The sequence below is a fragment of the Sphaerisporangium sp. NPDC051011 genome (genome assembly GCF_040653595.1).
Classification (GTDB): Bacteria; Actinomycetota; Actinomycetes; order Streptosporangiales; family Streptosporangiaceae; genus Sphaerisporangium.
In genome coordinates this window covers 116,176-134,556 of record NZ_JBFAGG010000009.1, presented here as the reverse complement: position 1 = coordinate 134,556, position 18,381 = coordinate 116,176, and the positions used below count along the sequence as shown (strand labels likewise).

Annotated in this window: 18 protein-coding genes; 6 read left to right on the top strand and 12 right to left on the bottom strand. The window is 71.7% G+C overall.

The genetic code is table 11. The annotated features are described in order from the left end of the window. Positions 1 to 366 precede the first annotated feature (366 nt). Positions 367 to 1,338, bottom strand: coding sequence for a 4-hydroxy-3-methylbut-2-enyl diphosphate reductase (locus tag AB0H21_RS21890; RefSeq protein ID WP_358519294.1), 972 nt, complete (start codon positions 1,336 to 1,338; stop codon positions 367 to 369). A 187-nt stretch (positions 1,339 to 1,525) separates the two neighbouring features. On the opposite strand from AB0H21_RS21890, the gene AB0H21_RS21885 reads away from it, so the two are divergent. The 3 genes from AB0H21_RS21885 to AB0H21_RS21875 are packed head-to-tail and all read left to right on the top strand — an operon-like array spanning position 1,526 to position 4,205. Next, on the top strand, positions 1,526 to 2,632 hold the full coding sequence (locus tag AB0H21_RS21885; protein ID WP_358519291.1) for a hypothetical protein: 1,107 nt from the start codon (positions 1,526 to 1,528) through the stop codon (positions 2,630 to 2,632). 25 nt (positions 2,633 to 2,657) lie between these two features. Next, positions 2,658 to 3,929 carry an exodeoxyribonuclease VII large subunit gene (gene xseA, locus AB0H21_RS21880; protein WP_358519289.1) on the top strand — a complete coding sequence of 424 codons (1,272 nt, stop codon included), beginning with the start codon at positions 2,658 to 2,660 and terminating at the stop codon, positions 3,927 to 3,929. Between the two features lie 36 nt (positions 3,930 to 3,965). Next, complete coding sequence (locus AB0H21_RS21875) at positions 3,966 to 4,205, top strand: exodeoxyribonuclease VII small subunit (protein ID WP_358519286.1); 240 nt, start codon at positions 3,966 to 3,968, stop codon at positions 4,203 to 4,205. A gap of 179 nt (positions 4,206 to 4,384) precedes the next feature. On the opposite strand, the gene AB0H21_RS21870 is transcribed toward AB0H21_RS21875, so the two are convergent. Beyond that, positions 4,385 to 4,957, bottom strand: coding sequence for a DUF4245 domain-containing protein (locus tag AB0H21_RS21870; RefSeq protein ID WP_358519284.1), 573 nt, complete (start codon positions 4,955 to 4,957; stop codon positions 4,385 to 4,387). 66 nt (positions 4,958 to 5,023) lie between these two features. After that, complete coding sequence (locus AB0H21_RS21865) at positions 5,024 to 5,620, bottom strand: TetR/AcrR family transcriptional regulator (protein ID WP_358519281.1); 597 nt, start codon at positions 5,618 to 5,620, stop codon at positions 5,024 to 5,026. Positions 5,621 to 5,764: 144 nt separating this feature from the next. Between AB0H21_RS21865 and glpX the strand changes: the two genes are divergently transcribed. Continuing rightward, on the top strand, positions 5,765 to 6,799 hold the full coding sequence (glpX, locus tag AB0H21_RS21860) for a class II fructose-bisphosphatase (RefSeq protein ID WP_358519280.1): 1,035 nt from the start codon (positions 5,765 to 5,767) through the stop codon (positions 6,797 to 6,799). Between the two features lie 20 nt (positions 6,800 to 6,819). Here glpX and AB0H21_RS21855 read toward each other — a convergent pair whose 3' ends face one another. Further along, positions 6,820 to 7,506 carry a DUF1707 domain-containing protein gene (locus AB0H21_RS21855; protein WP_358519278.1) on the bottom strand — a complete coding sequence of 229 codons (687 nt, stop codon included), beginning with the start codon at positions 7,504 to 7,506 and terminating at the stop codon, positions 6,820 to 6,822. A gap of 179 nt (positions 7,507 to 7,685) precedes the next feature. Here AB0H21_RS21855 and AB0H21_RS21850 point away from each other — a divergent pair, with 179 nt between their 5' ends. Then, positions 7,686 to 8,087 carry a hypothetical protein gene (locus AB0H21_RS21850; protein WP_358519275.1) on the top strand — a complete coding sequence of 134 codons (402 nt, stop codon included), beginning with the start codon at positions 7,686 to 7,688 and terminating at the stop codon, positions 8,085 to 8,087. Between the two features lie 81 nt (positions 8,088 to 8,168). On the opposite strand, the gene AB0H21_RS21845 is transcribed toward AB0H21_RS21850, so the two are convergent. The 8 genes from AB0H21_RS21845 to AB0H21_RS21810 all read right to left on the bottom strand — a co-directional run bounded on the left by AB0H21_RS21845 (position 8,169) and on the right by AB0H21_RS21810 (position 16,391). Continuing rightward, positions 8,169 to 9,368 carry an MFS transporter gene (locus AB0H21_RS21845; RefSeq protein WP_358519273.1) on the bottom strand — a complete coding sequence of 400 codons (1,200 nt, stop codon included), beginning with the start codon at positions 9,366 to 9,368 and terminating at the stop codon, positions 8,169 to 8,171. Between the two features lie 110 nt (positions 9,369 to 9,478). After that, positions 9,479 to 11,320, bottom strand: coding sequence for a 3D-(3,5/4)-trihydroxycyclohexane-1,2-dione acylhydrolase (decyclizing) (gene iolD / locus AB0H21_RS21840; protein WP_358519270.1), 1,842 nt, complete (start codon positions 11,318 to 11,320; stop codon positions 9,479 to 9,481). Between the two features lie 4 nt (positions 11,321 to 11,324). Further along, entirely contained in the window at positions 11,325 to 12,170 is an 846-nt protein-coding gene (gene iolB / locus AB0H21_RS21835) for a 5-deoxy-glucuronate isomerase (RefSeq protein ID WP_358519267.1), read from the bottom strand. Continuing rightward, positions 12,170 to 13,054, bottom strand: coding sequence for a deoxyribose-phosphate aldolase (locus AB0H21_RS21830; RefSeq protein ID WP_358519264.1), 885 nt, complete (start codon positions 13,052 to 13,054; stop codon positions 12,170 to 12,172). The genes iolB and AB0H21_RS21830 overlap by 1 nt, the downstream gene beginning before the upstream one ends. Beyond that, positions 13,047 to 14,018 (bottom strand): 5-dehydro-2-deoxygluconokinase, encoded by a 972-nt coding sequence (gene iolC / locus AB0H21_RS21825; RefSeq protein ID WP_358519262.1) that lies wholly within the window; start codon positions 14,016 to 14,018, stop codon positions 13,047 to 13,049. Before iolC ends, AB0H21_RS21830 begins: the two co-directional genes overlap by 8 nt. Then, the gene (locus tag AB0H21_RS21820; protein ID WP_358519819.1) at positions 14,015 to 14,905 is read right to left on the bottom strand and encodes a TIM barrel protein; all 891 of its coding nucleotides are present in this window, start codon (positions 14,903 to 14,905) and stop codon (positions 14,015 to 14,017) included. The genes iolC and AB0H21_RS21820 overlap by 4 nt, the downstream gene beginning before the upstream one ends. 11 nt (positions 14,906 to 14,916) lie before the next feature. Next, the gene (locus AB0H21_RS21815) at positions 14,917 to 15,900 is read right to left on the bottom strand and encodes a Gfo/Idh/MocA family oxidoreductase (RefSeq protein ID WP_358519259.1); all 984 of its coding nucleotides are present in this window, start codon (positions 15,898 to 15,900) and stop codon (positions 14,917 to 14,919) included. Positions 15,901 to 16,079: 179 nt separating this feature from the next. After that, positions 16,080 to 16,391 (bottom strand): hypothetical protein, encoded by a 312-nt coding sequence (locus AB0H21_RS21810; protein ID WP_358519257.1) that lies wholly within the window; start codon positions 16,389 to 16,391, stop codon positions 16,080 to 16,082. A 255-nt stretch (positions 16,392 to 16,646) separates the two neighbouring features. Here AB0H21_RS21810 and AB0H21_RS21805 point away from each other — a divergent pair, with 255 nt between their 5' ends. Next, a complete protein-coding gene (locus tag AB0H21_RS21805) occupies positions 16,647 to 18,302 on the top strand; it encodes a fumarate hydratase (protein WP_358519256.1) in 1,656 nt (551 codons plus the stop codon). Positions 18,303 to 18,381: the final 79 nt, after the last annotated feature.

Genomic DNA, 18,381 nt, shown 5'->3' with positions numbered 1-18,381 from the left:
GCCTCAGCTTGTCGTCCCTCGACCCCAGCGGGCGTACCAGGTCCGGGGACGTCGGCAGTCAACACCTCCAGGGGCAGCGGAGATCAGCCCCGTTCGAGGGACGGCGGAGATCAGCCCGTCCAGGGATGGCGGCGGTCAACCCGTTCGAGAGACCGCGGCAGTCGACCCGTCCAGGGACGGCGGAGATCAGCGCGTTCGAGGGACGGCGGCAGGCAGTGGCTTCGGGGGCGGTGCCTATGGCCGCGCCTCCGGCACGGCGGTTCGAGGCGCCCCGGAGGCGGCGTTCTTCCGTCGTCACTCGGAAGGGGCTCGTTCCTCACCCCTTCCTCCCTCCTCCTCCAGAACACCGCCGCGCCCCGAACAGGGTCAGTGGGTGTTGGTGCGGAGGCTGCGACGGAGTTCGTGCGGCAGGGCGAAGCGGACGCTCTCCGGCACCGACTCGACCTCCTGGACGTCCGCGAAGCCGTGCTCGGCGAGGCGGGCGAGCACGCCCTCGACCAGTTCCTCGGGCACGGAGGCGCCGCTGGTCACGCCGACCGTGGTGACCCCCTCCAGCCACTCGTCCTGGATGAACGAGGCGTTGTCCACCAGGTAGGACGCGTCCGCCCCGGCGTCCTTGGCGACCTCGACCAGGCGCTTGGAGTTGGACGAGTTGGTGGAGCCGACGACAATGACGAGTTGCGCCTCCTGGGCGATCTCTTTCACCGCGACCTGGCGGTTCTGCGTGGCGTAGCAGATGTCGTCGCTCGGCGGGTCGATCAGGTTGGGGAAGCGCTCGCGAAGCCTTGTGACGGTTTCGGTGGTCTCGTCCACCGACAGCGTGGTCTGGGACAGCCACACGACCCGCTCGGGATCGCGCACCTTCACGCTTCCGACGCCGTCCAGGCCGTCGACGAGCTGGATGTGGGCCGGGGCCTCCCCCGCCGTGCCCTCGACCTCCTCGTGGCCCTCGTGGCCGATCAGCAGGATGTCGTAGTCGGCGGCGGCGAAGCGCTTGGCCTCGTTGTGCACCTTGGTGACGAGCGGGCAGGTCGCGTCGATCGTCTTCAGCGACCGCCGCCCGGCCTCCTCGTGGACGATCGGGGCGACGCCGTGGGCGGAGAAGACGACGATCGCGCCCTCGGGGACCTCTTCGGTCTCGTCGACGAAGATCGCGCCGCGCTCTTCGAGCGTCTTCACCACGTGTGTGTTGTGGACGATCTGCTTGCGGACGTAGATGGGCGCGCCGTACAGCTCGAGGGCCTTCTCGACGGTCTGGACTGCGCGGTCGACCCCCGCGCAGTAGCCGCGCGGCTTGGCCACCAGGACACGACGGGTCACAGGCGTCTCCGAAGTCATGTGCTCATGCTATGTGCTCGGGGCTTCCCGGGAGGCCATGAGCTTGTGTTACGTGGGCACGTACCGTTTATCTGCTTTCCTATGCTTGAGGGAGTGTGCGACGGCAGTGTCCGTCCGCCCCTTTGCACTCAATCGGCACAGTTCAGGACAGACTGGCCGTCCATTTTCAGATCTTGTAGGAGCCGGCATGTCACTGAGCGACATCGTCCGCACCATGGCCAAGAACGTCCGGCAAACCATCACCAACCCCGGCGAGCTCAAGGAGAAGGCGAAGGACCTTCCCCTCACCGTGCTGCAGACCGCCCTCACCGGCGTCGGGCAGGCGCTGATGATCAGCGACCGCATCCGGTCGGGCATCAAGCGGCTGCTCACCGATGACGACGAGGGGGCGCCGCGGCAGGCCAAGGCCGCGCCCGAGCCCGTCGAGCCCGTGGAGCCCCTCTTCTTCCCAGACGAGGAAGAGGAGGTGCGCAAGCCCGCCCGGCGCGAGCCGGTCATCTTCGCCCCCCGCGCCGCCGCCCCGGTGGAGGAGAGCGCCAACGGGTCCACGCCCAAGGCCGGGCCGGCCGTGACGCCGGTCCCGCCGGCGCCGCCCGCGCCCACGATGAAGCCGGTGTCCGAGGCCGCGGCCCAGCCGAGCACGGAAACCGCCGCCAAGCCGGTCACGGACGCCACGGCCGAAGCGGTCGCGGAACCCGCGGCCGAGCCGGTTTCGGAAGCCGCCAAGCCCACCCCTGAGCCCGCGGAGCCGGTCGCGAAGGCCGCCGAGCGCGCCGCGGCGGTCGTCGCCGAGCCCGCCACCGAGCCCGTCGCCGCGCCCGTGACCGAACCCGCCGCCGAACCGGTTGCCGAGACGGTCGCCGAAGCCGCGAGTGAGCCCGCCACCGTCGAAGACGCCGCCGTGACCCCCGAGGCGGAGACGGTGAAGCCCGCGCCGAGGGCCAGGAAGCCCCGCGCGACCACAGCCGCCAAGCCGGCCGCGAAGCCGCGGACGCGCAAGCCCAAGGCCGACGCCGGCGAACTCGCCGACGCCGCCACCGCCGGCACCCCGGCGACCCCCGAGGCGGCCACGGCGACCGCAGCGCCCATATCGGAGGCGGGCACCACGTCCACCCTGGCCGAGCCCCTGCCCGGCTACTCCCAGCTGACCATGGCCTCCCTGCGCGCCCGCATGCGCGGCAAGTCCGCCGACCAGATCCGCGAGCTGCTGGAGTACGAGCGGAAGACCTCCGCGCGCGACGAGATCGTCCAGATGTACGCCAAGCGCCTCGCCAAGCTGGAAGCGGGAGAGTAACCGGGATCGTTTGTAGGCTGCCCGCATGGCCGCGAAGACTTCACCGGAGCAGCCGCTGCCCATCCGCTCGGTGTTGCAGATGGTGGCGCAGTGGATCGGCAAGCTCGGCACCGTATGGGCCGAAGGGCAGATCACCGAGCTGTCGTCCCGGGGCGGCACGGTCTTCCTGACGCTGCGCGACCCCGTGGCCAACGTGTCCGCCCGGGTGACCTGCCCGCGAAACGTCTACGAGACGGCCGTCCCCCGGCCGGTGGACGGCGCCCGGGTCGTCGTGCTGGTCAAGCCGGACTTCTGGGTCAACAGGGGCTCGTTCGCCTTCACCGCGCTGGAGATCCGCCCGGTGGGCATCGGCGAGCTCCTGGCCAGGCTGGAGCGGCTGCGGCAGATCATCGTGGCCGAGGGCCTCGCCAACGCCGACCGCAAGCGGCGGCTGCCGTTCCTGCCCGGCACGATCGGGCTGATCTGCGGCCGTGACTCGGCGGCCGAGCGCGACGTGCTGGAGAACGCCCGGCGCCGCTGGCCGGCCGTGCGGTTCAAGGTGGAGGCCGTCGCGGTCCAGGGCCCGTACGCCGTCGCCGAGGTCACCGAGGCCCTGCACAAGCTGGACGCCGACCGCGAGATCGACGTGATCGTCATCGCCCGGGGCGGCGGGTCGCTGGAGGACCTGCTGCCCTTCTCCGACGAGTCGCTCGTCCGGGCCGTCTCGGCGTGCCGGACGCCCGTCGTCAGCGCGATCGGCCACGAGCAGGACAACCCTCTGCTGGACCTGGTGGCCGATCTGCGCGCCTCGACGCCCACCGACGCGGCGAAGAAGATCGTCCCGGACGTCGGGGAGCAGATGACGCTGATCAGGCAGCTTCGCGACCGGGGACGGCGCGTGGTGATCGGCGGGCTCGACCGCGAGGCGTCCTGGCTGGCGGCGGTGCGCTCGCGGCCGTCGCTGGCCGATCCGGTCCGCGAGATCGAGCGCCGCGCCGAGCAGGTCGACGGCCTGCGCGACCGCGCGCGCCGCTGCCTGGGCTCGTCCCTGGACCGCGCCGAGGACGCCCTGGAGCACGTGCGCGCCCGCCTGGTCGCCCTCTCCCCCGCGGCCACCCTGGAACGCGGCTACGCGATCGTGCAGTTCCCGTCCGGCGAGGTCGTGCGGCGGGCGGCGGACGTGAGCGGCGGCGAGGAGCTCAGCCTGCGGTTCTCCGACGGCAGGGTGGGCGTCATGGTGTCCAAGCCGGGCGCCGACGAGCAGGGCGCCGGTCGGTCGGGCAGCGGTCGGCCGGGCGGCGGCGAGCCGGGCTCATGACCGGTCGTGGCGCCCCGATGCCCGTAAGGTGGGGACGTGGCCGAGCAGAAAGCTGAGACCCCGTCGTACGAGCGGGCCCGTGAAGAGCTGACCGACGTGGTGCGCCGCCTGGAGGCGGGCGGGCTCACGCTGGAGCAGTCGATCGAGCTGTGGGAGCGCGGCGAGCGGCTCGCCGCGATCTGCGAGGAGTGGCTCCAGGGGGCGCGCGTCCGGCTGGCGGCGGCGATGGCCCGCCGCGAGGAGGCCGAGGACGGCTCCGAGGAAGCGCCCTTCTGACCGCGGACGGCGCCGCGGAGGCGTTCTAACCGCGCGGATGGCCCCCGGCCTGACCGCGCGGGCGGCCCACGGCGCTCACACCGCTTCGACTTCGGCGCTCACACAGCTTCGACTTCGACGCGACCTGCCGCCGCCCCACGTCGTCCGTTCGTCCGTTCGTCAGGAGCGGATCGGGGACGTCAGGAGGGGATCAGAGATGGGGTGGCGCTTCCCGGCGGGGCCGGGGTGGTGGTGAGCCTGGGCTGGGTCTTGAGCGAGCCCGCGAGCTGTGTGAGCTCGTCCCAGTCGGCCAGGCCCGTGACCACGATGGTGACGCCGGGCTGAAGGCTGATCAGCGTGCGCTGGTTCTTGTCCTCGCGGAAGCGCTGCTGCCAGGTCTGCCCGCCGATCTGCTTGCTGCCGATCACCTTGTCGCTATTGGCGAGCCGGTTCGCGAAGTCCTGCGCGGGCTCGTCGCTCTGGGCGAGCAGCGCGTGGGACCCCTTGGCGGTCGCGAAGCCGAGCCGCCAGGTGACGTACTTGTCCTGGTCGACCTCGGAGCTGTTGGGCGTCCAGCCGGCGGGGACCGGCTCGGGCGTCCTGACCTCGTACGGAGCCGCGCGCCGGAGGTTGTTGACGGTCACCGAGTAGTCGACCCGCGGAATGTGCGGAGTGCGGCTCTGCGGAGTGATCAGCAGGAAGATGCCGACGATCGCCAGACAGAACAGCAGGGCGAACGCGTACCCGTAGAAGCCTTGCGTGAAACGGCTCACGACCAGCAAGATTACCGGCCGCGACCGGCGGTCCGGGACGCGAGCCACCCCGCCGCGGGGTCCGGACTACGGGCGGTGGACCTGGCTGATGATCGTCAGGACGTTCTCGGCCAGCACGCGGGAGGCCTCGACGTCCTGGGACAGCGTGATCTCCGAGGTGGCCGCCGCCAGCGCCCCCGTGATCACCACGACCAGCGCGCCCTCGTCGTCCTCGAACAGGGCGGCGTTGCGCCGGGCCCACTGGCGCATGCGGTCGCGCATGATCACCTCGAACCCGGGCGGGCCGTCCCCGCGCAGGAACAGGGCCGCCAGTTCGCGCTCGTCGAAGCACCCTTCGAGGTAGGCGCGGGCTCCGGCGATGAACAGCCGCATCGGGTCGGTCTCGCCCTCGGCGCGCGCCGCCTGGACGGCCTGTTTGGTGCGCTGGGTCTGGCGGACCTGGAATTCCTCGAAGAGTGTGAGGTACAGGTCGGCCTTGCCGGAGAAGTGGTGATACAGGGAGCCCACGCTGGCCCCCGCACGGGAAACGACGTCGGTGACTCCGGCATCGGCGAAGCCGCGTGTGACGAATATCTCCCGGGCGGCGTCCAGCAGCGCTCCCCGTGTGGCGGCGCCGCGTTCCGAGGTGCGCACTGCCACCGGTCGTTCCGTGTCACTGCTCATGAGGGCGACAGTATCCCCCCGTCGGCCGTCGAAGTGAGACAACTACCATCGTTGGCGTCGGCTGGATTAAGAAGCAGGGAACCTGGTAGGTCCCGTACAGGGCGTCCCGATCGACGTTCGTGTGGATAAGAGGGGCTTTTCGCCATGTCGGAACAGACGTCCGTACCACCCGCACTCGCCACGGGCGAGCGCGCTCCCGATCGTAACCTCGCTCTCGAACTGGTCCGCGTCACCGAGGCGGCGGCGATGGCCGCGGCGCGCTGGGTGGGCCGCGGTGACAAGAACGGCGCAGACGGCGCGGCGGTGAACGCGATGCGCCAGTTGATCAACACGGTGTCCATGGACGGCACCGTCGTGATCGGTGAGGGCGAGAAGGACAACGCCCCCATGCTCTACAACGGCGAGAGCGTGGGCGACGGCAGCGGCGCCGCGTGCGACGTCGCCGTGGACCCGATCGACGGCACCCGCCTGACCGCGCTCGGCATGCCGAACGCGGTATCGGTGATCGCGGTGAGCCCGCGCGGCTCGATGTACGACCCGTCGGCGGTCTTCTACATGGACAAGCTGGTCACCGGGCCCGAGGCCGCGGACGCCGTGGACATCAACGCCCCGGTCGCCGTCAACATCCAGGCGGTGGCCCGCGCCAAGGACTGCTCGCCGTCCGACGTCACGGTCGTGGTGCTCGACCGGCCCCGCCACGAGCGGCTCGTCAAGGAGATCCGCGAGACGGGGGCGCGCATCAAGTTCATCACCGACGGCGACGTCGCCGGGGCGATCATGGCCGCCCGCCGGGACACGGGCATCGACATGATGATGGGCATCGGAGGCACCCCCGAGGGCATCATCGCGGCCTGCGCGCTGAAGTGCCTCGGCGGCGTGATCCAGGGCAAGCTGTGGCCGCGGGACGACGACGAGCACCGCCGCGCGCTGGACGCCGGGCACGACCTGGACCGCGTCCTCACCACCGACGACCTGGTGACCTCGGATGACGTCTTCTTCGCGGCCTCCGGCATCACCGACGGCGAGCTGATGGCCGGGGTGCGGTACCGCTCCGGGGTCGCCGTCACGCACTCGCTGGTCATGCGCGGCCGCTCGGGCACCGTGCGCAAGGTCGAGAGCGAGCACCAGCTCTGGAAGCTGCGCGCCTACAGCGCCATCAACTTCGACACCGCCACCTGATCTTCAGCCTCGGCCCGATGTCAGCCCCGGCGGCCCCAGCCCCGCCGGGGAGGTTTGGGGGACTTCGCCACGACGTTTCCCATCATGATCATGCCGGTGATCTCGATGACGGGCGCGCCCGGCGTCGGCGACTTCGGTACGTGGTTCTTCTTCCCGCCCAGCACGGCCGAGGCAGGGATGATCACATGGACGTCCTCGGGGACGATCAGCGTCAGCGTCGCCCCCACCACCGTGGCCTGCACGGTGATGTGGGCGCTCTGGAGCAGCGCCTCGCGCAGGTCCAGGGTCACACCGGTGCCGACGGCCGTCACCGAGTACCGCGAGGGCACGACCCAGCGGCCCTCCCGCTTCTCGGACTGGAACAACGCCATCACCGGCCGGCCGTCGGCGCGCAGGGGCTGGAGGTCCTCGGGCAGCAGGTCGGCGGTGAGCGCGGCCAGTTCGCCCAGCGTGCGGGCGCCGTACACACGCTCGACGCGCTCCTCGTGCTCGAGATGGGTCAGGCGGCCGTCCGCCACGGCGTCGCGCAGCACGGCCACCACGCGTTCGCGATCGTCATCGGACGCCCGCAGGTCGGACGGGGCCGGCCCCGGGCCGTTCTGCGTGCTGCTGAGCACGCCCGTCAGGAACTGCCGCAGGGCCGGAACGCCCCGCTCGTTCCATCGGGCGCCCCAGCGATCATGGCGCGCTCCGCGCTCGGCTTCCACGATTCGACACTAACCGCCGTCACGCCCAGGGCGTACCCCCGCCGCGCCACGGGTCGAAAACCGCCAGGTCAGTACATCAGGACGGAAGATCAGCCAGAATCGTATGACCTCGGTCGTTCCGGCGGCGCCGCTCGCCGGAGGGCGCCGATCGCCGATCCGCGCCATAAGGAGCCCGCCGCGTGATCCACCCGGACGACGCCGCCTACTGGGCGTGCCCTCACGGGTACGACGCGCGTGCGGGCTGCGTCACCTGTTTCGTGGAGTCGACCGATCCCGACCCGGAATGGGTCGCCTGGGACGTCGCCGTGTGGTTCATCTCCCACCGCCCGATCCCGGTTAAAACGCTGCGGGACGTCCACCGGCATGGCAACCGCTTCAACCTGGACAAGCTCTCGGCTCCCCACATCTACCTGCTGACCGGACGGGCGCACGCCGTACTCGGGGCGCAGGCCGTGGCCGGGCTGATCGGCTTTCTCCTCCACAACCGGCACGTGGTGGACGAGTTCACCGTGCAGGAGACCCGCGCCGTCCGTGTCTCGCCGCCGCCCGACGTTCCCGCCCGCGACCGCGTCTGGCCCTGAGCTCCCCTGTAACGGCAGCGCCTTCGGCCCTCGCCCTGTCCACCCTCACACGCTGAGCCGTGGCCGCCCTCCGCACGCCGATCAGGCCTGGGTCGGGTGAGGGAGGCGGGCAGGGCGGTTCGGCTGGAAGCCGGGGGCCAGGGCGACGATGGCGGCGGCGAGAACGAGCGGGGCGGCGAACGCGATCTGGTAGTTCGCCGCGTCCGCGATGCCGCCCACCAGGGCCGCTCCCACGATGAAACCGACGTAGTTGAACATGTTGACGCGGGCGATGGCGACGCCCGTGCCCGCGGGGTCGAGCCGTCCGGCGGCCGAGAACGACTGCGGAGCCACCACCGACAGGCCGACGCCCGCGATCCCGAACGCGACGACCGCCAGGGGCTGGTTCGGCGCCGCGACGATCCCGGCGAAACCCAGCGCCGCCAGCGCCCCGCCGATACGGACGATCACCGCGGGCCCGTACCGGCGGACGGCCAGATCACCACCGACCCTGACCACGAACGTCGTCGCCTGGTAGGCCCCGAGCGCCAGCGGAATGACGGCCGCCGACGCGTCCATGATCTTGTCCATGTAGACGGAGCCGAAGTTCGAGATCGACGCGTCCCCCACGTACAGGAACGCCATCGCCAGGCACAGCGGCAGGATCGGCCTCCAGGGGAAACGCGGCGACGCCGAGGACCCCGGAGGAAGCGCGTCCGCGACCGGCTCCACATGCTCCTCCTCGGGAGCGCACAGCGTCGGCCCCGCGACCACGGCGACCACGACGCCCGCCGCCATCGCGACCGCGAACGTCGCGGGAAGGCCGAGCCCCATCACGCCCGCCGCCGAAGCCCACGCCGCGCCGATGACGGCGGCGGCACTCCACAGCGCGTGGAACCCGGTCAGGATCGGCCGGCCGTACCGGCGTTCGACCGCCACCGCCTGCATGTTCATGCCCGCGTCGACCGACCCGAGGCACAGCCCGAACAGGACGTTGGCGGCGACGAGCTGGGGGACGTTCGCGGCGAGTCCGGCGAGCACGACGACCGACCCCGCAAGCGGCTGCGCGATTCGCAGTACGACCCGGCTGCCGCGTCGCTTGGCGATCTCACCGGCCAGAACGCTGCCGACGCCCGCGATGACCGGCACCACCAGCAGCAGGATGGACAGCTCGCCGTCGCTGAGGCCGTGCTTCTCCTGCAGCGCGGCCACCTGGGTGAGCAGGGTGGCGAACGTCAGGCCCTGGACGAAGAAGACGGCGAAGGTGGCGAGGCGCGCACGCCGGTCTCGGGGGGTGGGCACTGCGGCCTCCACTAAACATGAGGCTGGTTCAAGTTCGGTAAGGCTACGGTTACACCCTCAACCGGTCAATGGGCCCCGGGACGGCCGGCGTTGCGCCCGCGGGGTGGGGGTCAGAGATAGGGGCGTTGGGCGCGTTTGTGGTCGTCGTAGGCCTCGCGGAGCGCGGGGGTCGTGGAGGTTTCGGCGATCGGGACGTCCCACCAGGCCGTCGTCTCCGCGCTCGGGCCGGGGACGGTCTCCACATGGACGACCGTCGTGGTCCCGGCCTCGCGGGCCTTGAGGAGGGCGACGCGGAAGCCGTGGGGATCGGTGGCGCGCAGGACGTCCGCGCCGAGGCTGGCCGCGTTGGCGGCGAGGTCCACGGGCAGGTACGCGCCCTCGAGGTGCCCCTCGGGCGAGCGCATGCGGTAGGACGTGCCGAGCCGCCGCGCGCCGACCGACTCCGACAGCCCGCCGATCGAGGCGAAGCCGTGGTTGTCCACGATGACGACGACCAGCTTGAGCCCTTCCTGGACGGCGGTGGCGATCTCCTGGGCCATCATGAGGTACGACCCATCGCCGACCAGGACGAACACCTCGCGTTCCGGCGCGGCGAGCTTGACGCCGAGGCCGCCCGCGATCTCGTACCCCATGCACGAGTAGCCGTACTCGACGTGGTACGCCTTCGGGTCGGAGGCCCGCCACAGTTTGTGCAGGTCACCGGGCATCGACCCGGCGGCGTTGACGACCACCCCGTCCGTGCCCGCGACCTCGTTGAGCACGCCCAGCATGACCGGCTGCGTGAGCGCCTCCCCGGCCTGGAGCACCGCGACCTTGGACCGCCAGTCGCGGCTCAGCCCGGCGGCGCGCGCCGTCCACGAGGGGTCGGCCCGCCAGCCGCCGAGGTCGAGCACCGCGAGCCCCTCGCGGGCGTCGCCGACGAGCATGATCCCGGCGTGCTTGGCCGCGTCGAACGCCGTGACGTTGAGGTTGACGAAGCGCGCGTCGCCGAAGAGGGTGCGCGAGGCGGTGGTGAAGTCGGTGTAGCGGGTGCCGACGCCGATCACCAGGTCGGCCTCGCGGGCGACGGTGTTGGCGGCGGCGGTGCCGGTGTGCCCGATGGCGCCGAGCGCGCACGGGTGGTCGTCCGGCAGCGCGCCCTTGCCGGCCTGGGTCTCGCCGACAGGCACCCCGTGCTTCTCGGCGAACGCGGTGAGCTCGCCCCACGCCTCGCTGTAGATCACGCCGCCGCCCGCGACGATGAGCGGGCGCCGGGACGACTTGATGACCTCGACGGCACGCTCGACCGAGGCGGCGTCCGGGATCGGCCGGGCGACGTGCCAGACGCGGCGTTCGAACAGCTCGGCGGGCCAGTCGTGCGCCTCGGCCTGGACGTCCTGCGGCAGGGCCAGCGTCACGGCGCCGGTCTCGGCGGGATCGGTCAGGACGCGCATGGCCGCCATCAGGGCGGACGGGAGCTGCTCGGGCCGGTTGATCCGGTCGAAGAAGCGGGACACCGGGCGCAGGCAGTCGTTGACGCTGACGTCGTACGACCGCGGGTCCTCCAGTTCCTGCAGGACGGCTCCGGCGGCGCGGGTGGCGAAGATGTCGCCGGGCAGCAGCAGCACCGGGATCCGGTTGATCGTCGCGAGCGCGGCTCCGGTCACCATGTTGGTGGCTCCGGGGCCGATGGACGTCGTGCAGGCGTAGGTGGACAGCCGGTTGCGGGTCTTGGCGTAACCGACGGCGGTGTGCACCATGGCCTGCTCGTTCCTGGCCAGGTAGTACGGCAGCGGGTCGTGGAGGCCCGCGCCGCGCTCGGCGAGCGCCTGGCCGATGCCGGCGACGTTGCCATGCCCGAAGATCCCGAAACAGCCGGCGATGAGGCGTTGCTCCACGCCGTCGCGCTCGCTCCACTGCTCGGCGAGGAACCGCACGAGCGCCTGCGCCACGGTCAGCCTGACGGTCTTCATGCCGTCACCTCCCCTTGGGCTCGGCGGGCGGGGTCATGGGGACGCGGGGGTCCACGGGCTGGTCCGCCCAGGTGGAGCGGATCCAGGCGTGGCGGGGGTCGTCGCAGAAGGCCATGGACCGCTTCTCACCGGGACCGGCGAGGACGTTGAGGTAGTACAGGTCGTAGCCGGGCGCCGCCATGGACGGCCCGTGGTAGCCGTGCGGGACGAGGACGACGTCGCCGCAGCCGACCTCGGCCAGCACGTCGATCGGCCGGCCCGGTACGCCGTACACCCGCTGGTAGCCGGGGCCGCCCTCGAAGTAGTAGATCTCCTCCAGCACGGCCTCGCCCTCGCCGGGGGTGTCGTGCTTGTGCGGCGGGTAGGACGACCAGTTGCCGCCGGGGGTGAGCACCTCGACGGCCATGAGCTTGTCGCACTCGAACGCCTCGGGCGCGCAGAAGTTGTTGACCTGACGGCTGGCCTGCCCGGCCCCGCGCACCTCGACCGGGACGTCCGCCGCCGCGCCGTACCGCACCGGCAGGCGACGGGTGGCGCGCGCGGTGGGCATGCCGAAGCGGCCCCGGCCCGTGACGCGCGCCGTGGCCCCGACGGGCAGGTACGCGAAGTCCGTGACGCCGGCGAAGACCGACTCACGCCCCTGGAGCTCCAGGCGTTCGCCGTCGCACTCGACGACGCAGGAGCCGGACAGCGGCACGACCAGCATCTCTTCGTCGCCCGTCTCGAACTCCACCGTCTCGCCGGAGAGGTTGAGCGCGCGGAGCCCGGCGTACGTCCAGCCGGCGCTCGCGGGGGAGATCCACAGCGCCCAGGGGGCCGCCGCCGTGGAACCCGCGGGGATGTACGACATCAGGACACCTCCAATAGACCGGCGGCGATGTCGACGGCCGCGGCCACATCGTCGTCTGGAGGGTAGAGCAGCGCGCGCCCGACCACGAGCCCCCGCACGCCGGCAAGCCGCAGCGCCTTGCCCCAGGAGGAGTACACCTGGTCGGGCGCGGCGGTCGGGTCGCCGCCGAGCAGCAGGGTGGGCAGGGTGGTGGCCTCCATGACCCGTTCCATCTCGTCGATCACCGGGATCTTCAGCCAGGTGTGCGCGGAGGTCGCGCCGAGCGCCTGCCCGACGTGGATGGAATGGATCACCCCATCCGGGGACAGGTCGTTCCGGGTGCCGCCGCCCGCGTCGCGGCGGGACCAGAACGGCTCCACCATGGCGACGAGCCCCTGCCGCGCGAGGCTCGTGACGGCCCCGGCGCACGCCTCCAGGGTACGGGCCGTCTCGGGCGAGTCGAGGCCGACGCGGCACAGCATCTTGCCGCCGTCGAGGCCCATGCGGACGATCGTGTCGGTGTCGTAGGCGGTGAAGCGGTCGTCGAACTCGAACGCGGCGCCGTGGATTCCGCCGCGGTTCATGGACCCGATGACCACCTTGTCGTCCAGGGCGCCGAGCAGCAGCAGGTCCTCGACGATGTCGGGGGTGGCGAGCAGGCCGTCGACGCCGGGCCTGGCCAGCGCGACGCGCAGCCGGTCGAGCAGGTCGACGCGGCTCGCCATCGCCATGGGACGCCCGCGCACGGCGAGCGCGCCCCGGGCGGCGTGGTCGGCCGCGATGATCAGGAGCTGGTCGCGCCCGGCCAGCAGCGGCCTTCGCCGGCGCTCGGCGGCGGCCTGCGCGATCTTCTCCGGGTAGCGGGCGCGGTACTCGGAGAGCTTCCCGCGGTCCTCGTCACGCATCGATCCCCCTCGCGTGGTCGCCGTCCTCGACGAGGCGCGCCAGCACCGCCTCGACCTCCTCGGTCGTGGGCATGGCGGGGGCGCAGGCCAGCCGTCCGGCGACGATCGCCCCGGCGGCGTTGGCGAACCGCAGCGCCTGTTCCAGGCCGCGCCCGGCGAGCAGGCCGTCGCACAGCGCGCCGCCGAACGCGTCGCCGGCGCCGAGGCCGTTCACCACCTCGACCGGCACGGGCGGGACCACGACGGTCTCCTCCGCGGTCATGCCCAGCACGCCGCCCGGCCCCTGCTTGACGACCGCCACCTCGACGCCCATGCCGAGCAGCGCCTTGGCCGCCTCCCGCGGGTCGCGCGTGCCGGTGGCGACCTCGCACTCGTCCAGGTTGCCCACGGCCACGGTGACGTGCCGCAGGGCCTCGCGCACCCAGCGCCCCGCCTCGTCCGGCGAGGACCAGAACATGGGGCGGTAGTCGAGGTCGAGGACGGTGAGCGGCGCCCGTCCACGCGCCTCCCAGGCGGCGAAGTGGGCGCCGCGCGAGGGCTCCTCGGACAGGCCGGTGACCGTCGCCCAGAACAGGCCCGCGCGGCTGATCGCGGCCACGTCCAGTTCCTGGGTCTGTATTTCCAGGTCGGGGGCCTTGGGGAAGCGGTAGAAGTACAGCGGGAAGTGGTCGGGCGGGTGGATCTCGCAGAACGTGACCGGCGTCGGCAGCCCGGGCACCTCGGTCACGTACCGGTCGTCCACGCCGTAGGAGCGCAGCGCGTCGTGGACGAACGCCCCGAACGGGTCGGCGCCCGTCCGGCTGATCACGGCGGCGTCGCGGCCGAGGCGGGCGGCGGCGACGGCCACGTTGGTCGGGCTGCCGCCGAGGTACTTGCCGAAGGTCTCGACCTCGCGCAGCGAGACGCCGATCTGCAGGGGGTAGAGGTCGACTCCCACCCTGCCGATCGTGAGCACCTCGGTCATGCGCGGCCTTCCGCCGGCGAGCCGAGAGAGGCGAGGGAGGCGAGGTACGCGAGGCTCGCGCGGACCTCGGCCTCGGGGCCCTCGCCCGCCGGGGGCTCTGCGTCGAGGATCAGGTCCTGCTCCATGACGTACCAGCCGTCGTATCCGGCGGCGGTGAGCGTGGACACGATGCCCGCGACGTCCACGTCGCCGCGTCCGAGGGGCCGGTACATGCCGGCGCGGACGGCCTCGGTGTAGGTGAGCTTTCCGGCGCGCACCTGGGCGGCGAGCGTGGCGTCCACGTCTTTGAGGTGAACGTGTGCGACTCTTGCAGCGGCCCTGGACACCAGGTCGAGCGGGTCGGTGCCCCCGATGAGAAGGTGGCCGGTGTCCAGGCAGAGCGGCATGTCCGACCCGTCGAGCACGCGGTCGACCTCCTCCCGGTTCTCGATCATCGTCCCGACGTGCGGATGCAGGGTGATCGCCCGCCCGAAATCGGCGGCCTCGGCGAGCAGCCGCCCGAGGTTGCCGAGCAGGGTCTTCCAGCCCTCGTCGTCCAGCACCGGGCGCGCGTCGTAGCCGTCGGCGCCGGTCGCCGCGGCGAGCACGACCGTCTCGACGTCCCCCTCGGCGAACGCGCGCAGCGTGGCGCGGGCCTCGGGGACCGGGTCGTGGCCGGGGTCGTGCAGGACGACCGGGACGAAACCGCCGATGCCGCGCAGCCCGTAGGAGTCCAGCAGCGTGCGGCGGTGCTCGGGGGACGGCGGCAGGAAGCCGTCGGGGCCGAGCTCGGTGGCGGTGAGGCCGAGCGCGCGCATCTCGCCGAGTACGCGCTCCCGGTCGAGCTGGTACCCCCAGCCGGGCACCTCGCACACGCCCCAGGAGATGGGTGCGGCCGCGATCTTCAGAGTCAGGGCGGTCACGCGGTCACCTCCGCGACGCGCGCGGGCCTGCCGGTGCGGCGGGACAGCTCGGCGGCCTCCGCGACGCGCAGGGCGGCGAGGGCGTCCTCGGCGGTGCAGGGGCTCGGGCCGCCGTCGCGCACGGCGGCGAGGAAGGCGCCGATCTCGGCGATGTACGCGGCCTCGAAGCGGGCGCCGAAGTCGGGCCAGGGCTCGCCCTTGGGGAAGTCGACGGCGGGCTCGGCCGAGGTGAGGGGGACGCGCTCGTCCAGGCCGACGACCATCGTGCCGCGGGTTCCGGCCAGCTCCATGCGCACGTCGTACCCCGCGCCGTTGTACCGCGAGCCCTGCATCGTGACCAGGGTGCCGTCGTCGAGGGTGAGCAGGGCGGCGCTGGTGTCCACGTCGCCGGCCTCGGCGAAGAACGCGGCCCCCCGGTTGGCGCCCGTGGCGAACACCGACTCGACCTCGCGGCCGGTCACCCAGCGCAGGATGTCGAAGTCGTGGATGTGGCAGTCGCGGAAGATACCGCCCGAGAGCGGGACGTACTCGGCCGCCGGGGGGCGCGGGTCGGCGGTCAGCATGTGGACGCGGTGCAGGTCGCCGACCTCGCCGGAGCGCAGGGCCGTGCGGGCGGCGGCGTACCCGGCGTCGAAGCGCCGCTGGAAGCCGATGTGGACGAGCACGCCGCCGTCCTTCGCGGCCTCGGCCACGCGGGCGGTCTCCTCCAGGGTCGGGGCGGCGGGCTTCTCGCAGAACACCGGGATCCCGGCCGCGCAGGCCTTCAGGATCAGCTCGGCGTGGGTGGAGGTGGGGGTGGCCACCACGACGGCGTCGGCGTCGAAGGCGTCACCGGCGACCGCGCCGACCCGCGCGGCGATCTCCTCGGCCCTGGTCGCGTCCGCGTCCGCCACCACCAACTCGCCGACCTCGGGGTGGGCGGCGAGTGTCGCGGCGTGGAACGCCCCGATCCGGCCGAGACCCAGCAGACCCACACGCATACCGCCTCCGCAGCTCTTGACGATCCGTCCCCAGTTCTAAGTACCAGAGTGCGCGGAGTCAATAGTTTGTCCTGACATTCAGATGAACTGTGGTCTTGGCCAACTCACCGGCGATGCGCGCCGGACCGGGCCCGGACGCCGCCCGTCCGGGCGGGACGTCCGGGTCCTTCCGAGCTGGTTCACCACCAGCGAGCCCGTCCCGGGACGGCCCGCCTGTGCTCGTGCGTGCCCACCGGCCTGAGGTCGTCGCCCGCGAGCTCGCGGCCGGTCCACTCCGGATGCTCGCCGCCCGCGTCCCCGCGGATCTCCGCGCGCCGGGCGGGGCCGGTGAGCGCGCGCTTCTCGGACGGCGCGCGGCGCTCGGGGCGCACCGGCCACTGCGCGTGCTCGCCCTTGATGCCGTTCAGGACGATGGTGACGAGCGCGACTCCCAGGGCGGCGGCCACCACGAGAACCCCGAAGATGACCACGACGAAATAGCCCGGATCCATGATTCCCCCGATCTTGGATGTCGCGCGTACCTTCATTATCGAACGCGCATATTTGGGTATTCGCCCCCGGGCGCCCAGAAGACGTAAGCAGCACACCACGATTCCCCCAAGAGCGGAGGCCCCCGGGTAAGGAAGACTCCGGCGATGGCCGTACTCTGCACTGGGCGGCGGCGATCGCGGACGAATCGCGGACGAGGAACCCTTGCCGTCCCCATGGCGTCCACGAGTCCAGGAGTACGAAGGAGTACAGGCGAGATGCCCGGATTCGACTACACCGACCTGCTTCCGCTAGGCCCCGACGAGACGGAATACCGTCTGATCACGGCCGAGGGCGTGCGGCGGGTCGAGGCGGCGGGCCGTACATTCCTCGAAGTGGACCCGGAGGCGCTCCGGCTGCTCACCGAGACCGCGATCCACGACATCTCCCACTACCTGCGCGCGTCCCACCTCGCCCAGCTCCGCAAGATCATCGATGATCCCGAGGCCAGCGGCAACGACCGGTTCGTGGCCCTCGACCTGCTCAAGAACGCGAGCATCTCGGCCGGCGGCGTGCTGCCGATGTGCCAGGACACCGGCACCGCCATCGTCATGGGCAAGCGCGGGCGCCACGTGCTCACCGACGGCGCCGACGCCGAGCACGTCTCGCGCGGCGTGTACGACGCCTACACCAAGCTCAACCTGCGCTACTCCCAGATGGCCCCGCTGACCATGTGGGACGAGAAGAACACCGGTGACAACCTCCCCGCCCAGATCGAGCTGTACGCCGAGGACCCGCACGGCCACCCCGACGAGTACAAGCTGCTGTTCATGGCCAAGGGCGGCGGCAGCGCCAACAAGTCGTTCCTCTACCAGGAGACCAAGGCGGTCCTGAACGAGAAGCGCATGCTGGCCTTCCTCGAGGAGAAGATCCGCTCGCTCGGCACGGCCGCCTGCCCGCCGTACCACCTCGCCGTGGTCGTCGGCGGCACCAGCGCCGAGTTCGCGCTCAAGACCGCGAAGTACGCCTCGGCCCGCTACCTCGACACGATCCCCACCGAGGGCTCGACGTCGGGGCACGGCTTCCGTGACCTCGAAATGGAGAAGAAGGTCTTCGAGCTCACGCAGCGGCTCGGCATCGGCGCGCAGTTCGGCGGCAAGTACTTCTGCCACGACGTCCGGGTGATCCGCCTGCCCCGGCATGGCGCCTCGTGCCCGGTGGCCATCGCCGTCTCGTGCAGCGCCGACCGGCAGGCCCTCGCCAAGATCACGCCTGAGGGCGTCTTCCTGGAGAAGCTGGAGACCGACCCGGCCCGCTTCCTGCCCGAGACCACCGACGAGCACCTGTCGGATGATGTGGTCGCGATCGACCTCAACCGGCCCATGAGCGAGATCCTCGCCGAGCTGACCCGCTACCCGGTCAAGACCCGGCTCTCGCTGACCGGCCCGCTGGTCGTCGCCCGCGACATCGCGCACGCGAAGATCGCCGAGCGCCTGGACGCGGGCGAGCCCATGCCCGACTACCTCAAGGACCACGCCGTCTACTACGCCGGGCCGGCCAAGACGCCCGAAGGGTACGCGTCCGGCTCCTTCGGCCCGACGACCGCCGGCCGCATGGACTCCTACGTCGAGCGTTTCCAGGCCGCGGGCGGCTCGCTGGTCATGCTGGCCAAGGGCAACCGCTCCAAGCAGGTCACCGACGCCTGCAAGACGTACGGGGGCTTCTACCTCGGCTCGATCGGCGGCCCGGCGGCCCGGCTCGCCCAGGACTGCATCAAGAAGGTCGAGGTCCTGGAATATCCGGAGCTGGGCATGGAGGCCGTCTGGAAGATCGAAGTCGAGGACTTCCCGGCGTTCATCGTCGTTGACGACAAGGGCGACGACTTCTTCCAAGACGCCACCGGCCCCGTGCTCACCATCGGCCGCAGAATCTGACTGCATTTGACAGAAGACCTCAACAGAGAATCGGCATGGCCTCTACAGGCGGCGATAAACGAATCGGTAAGCTGCCCCC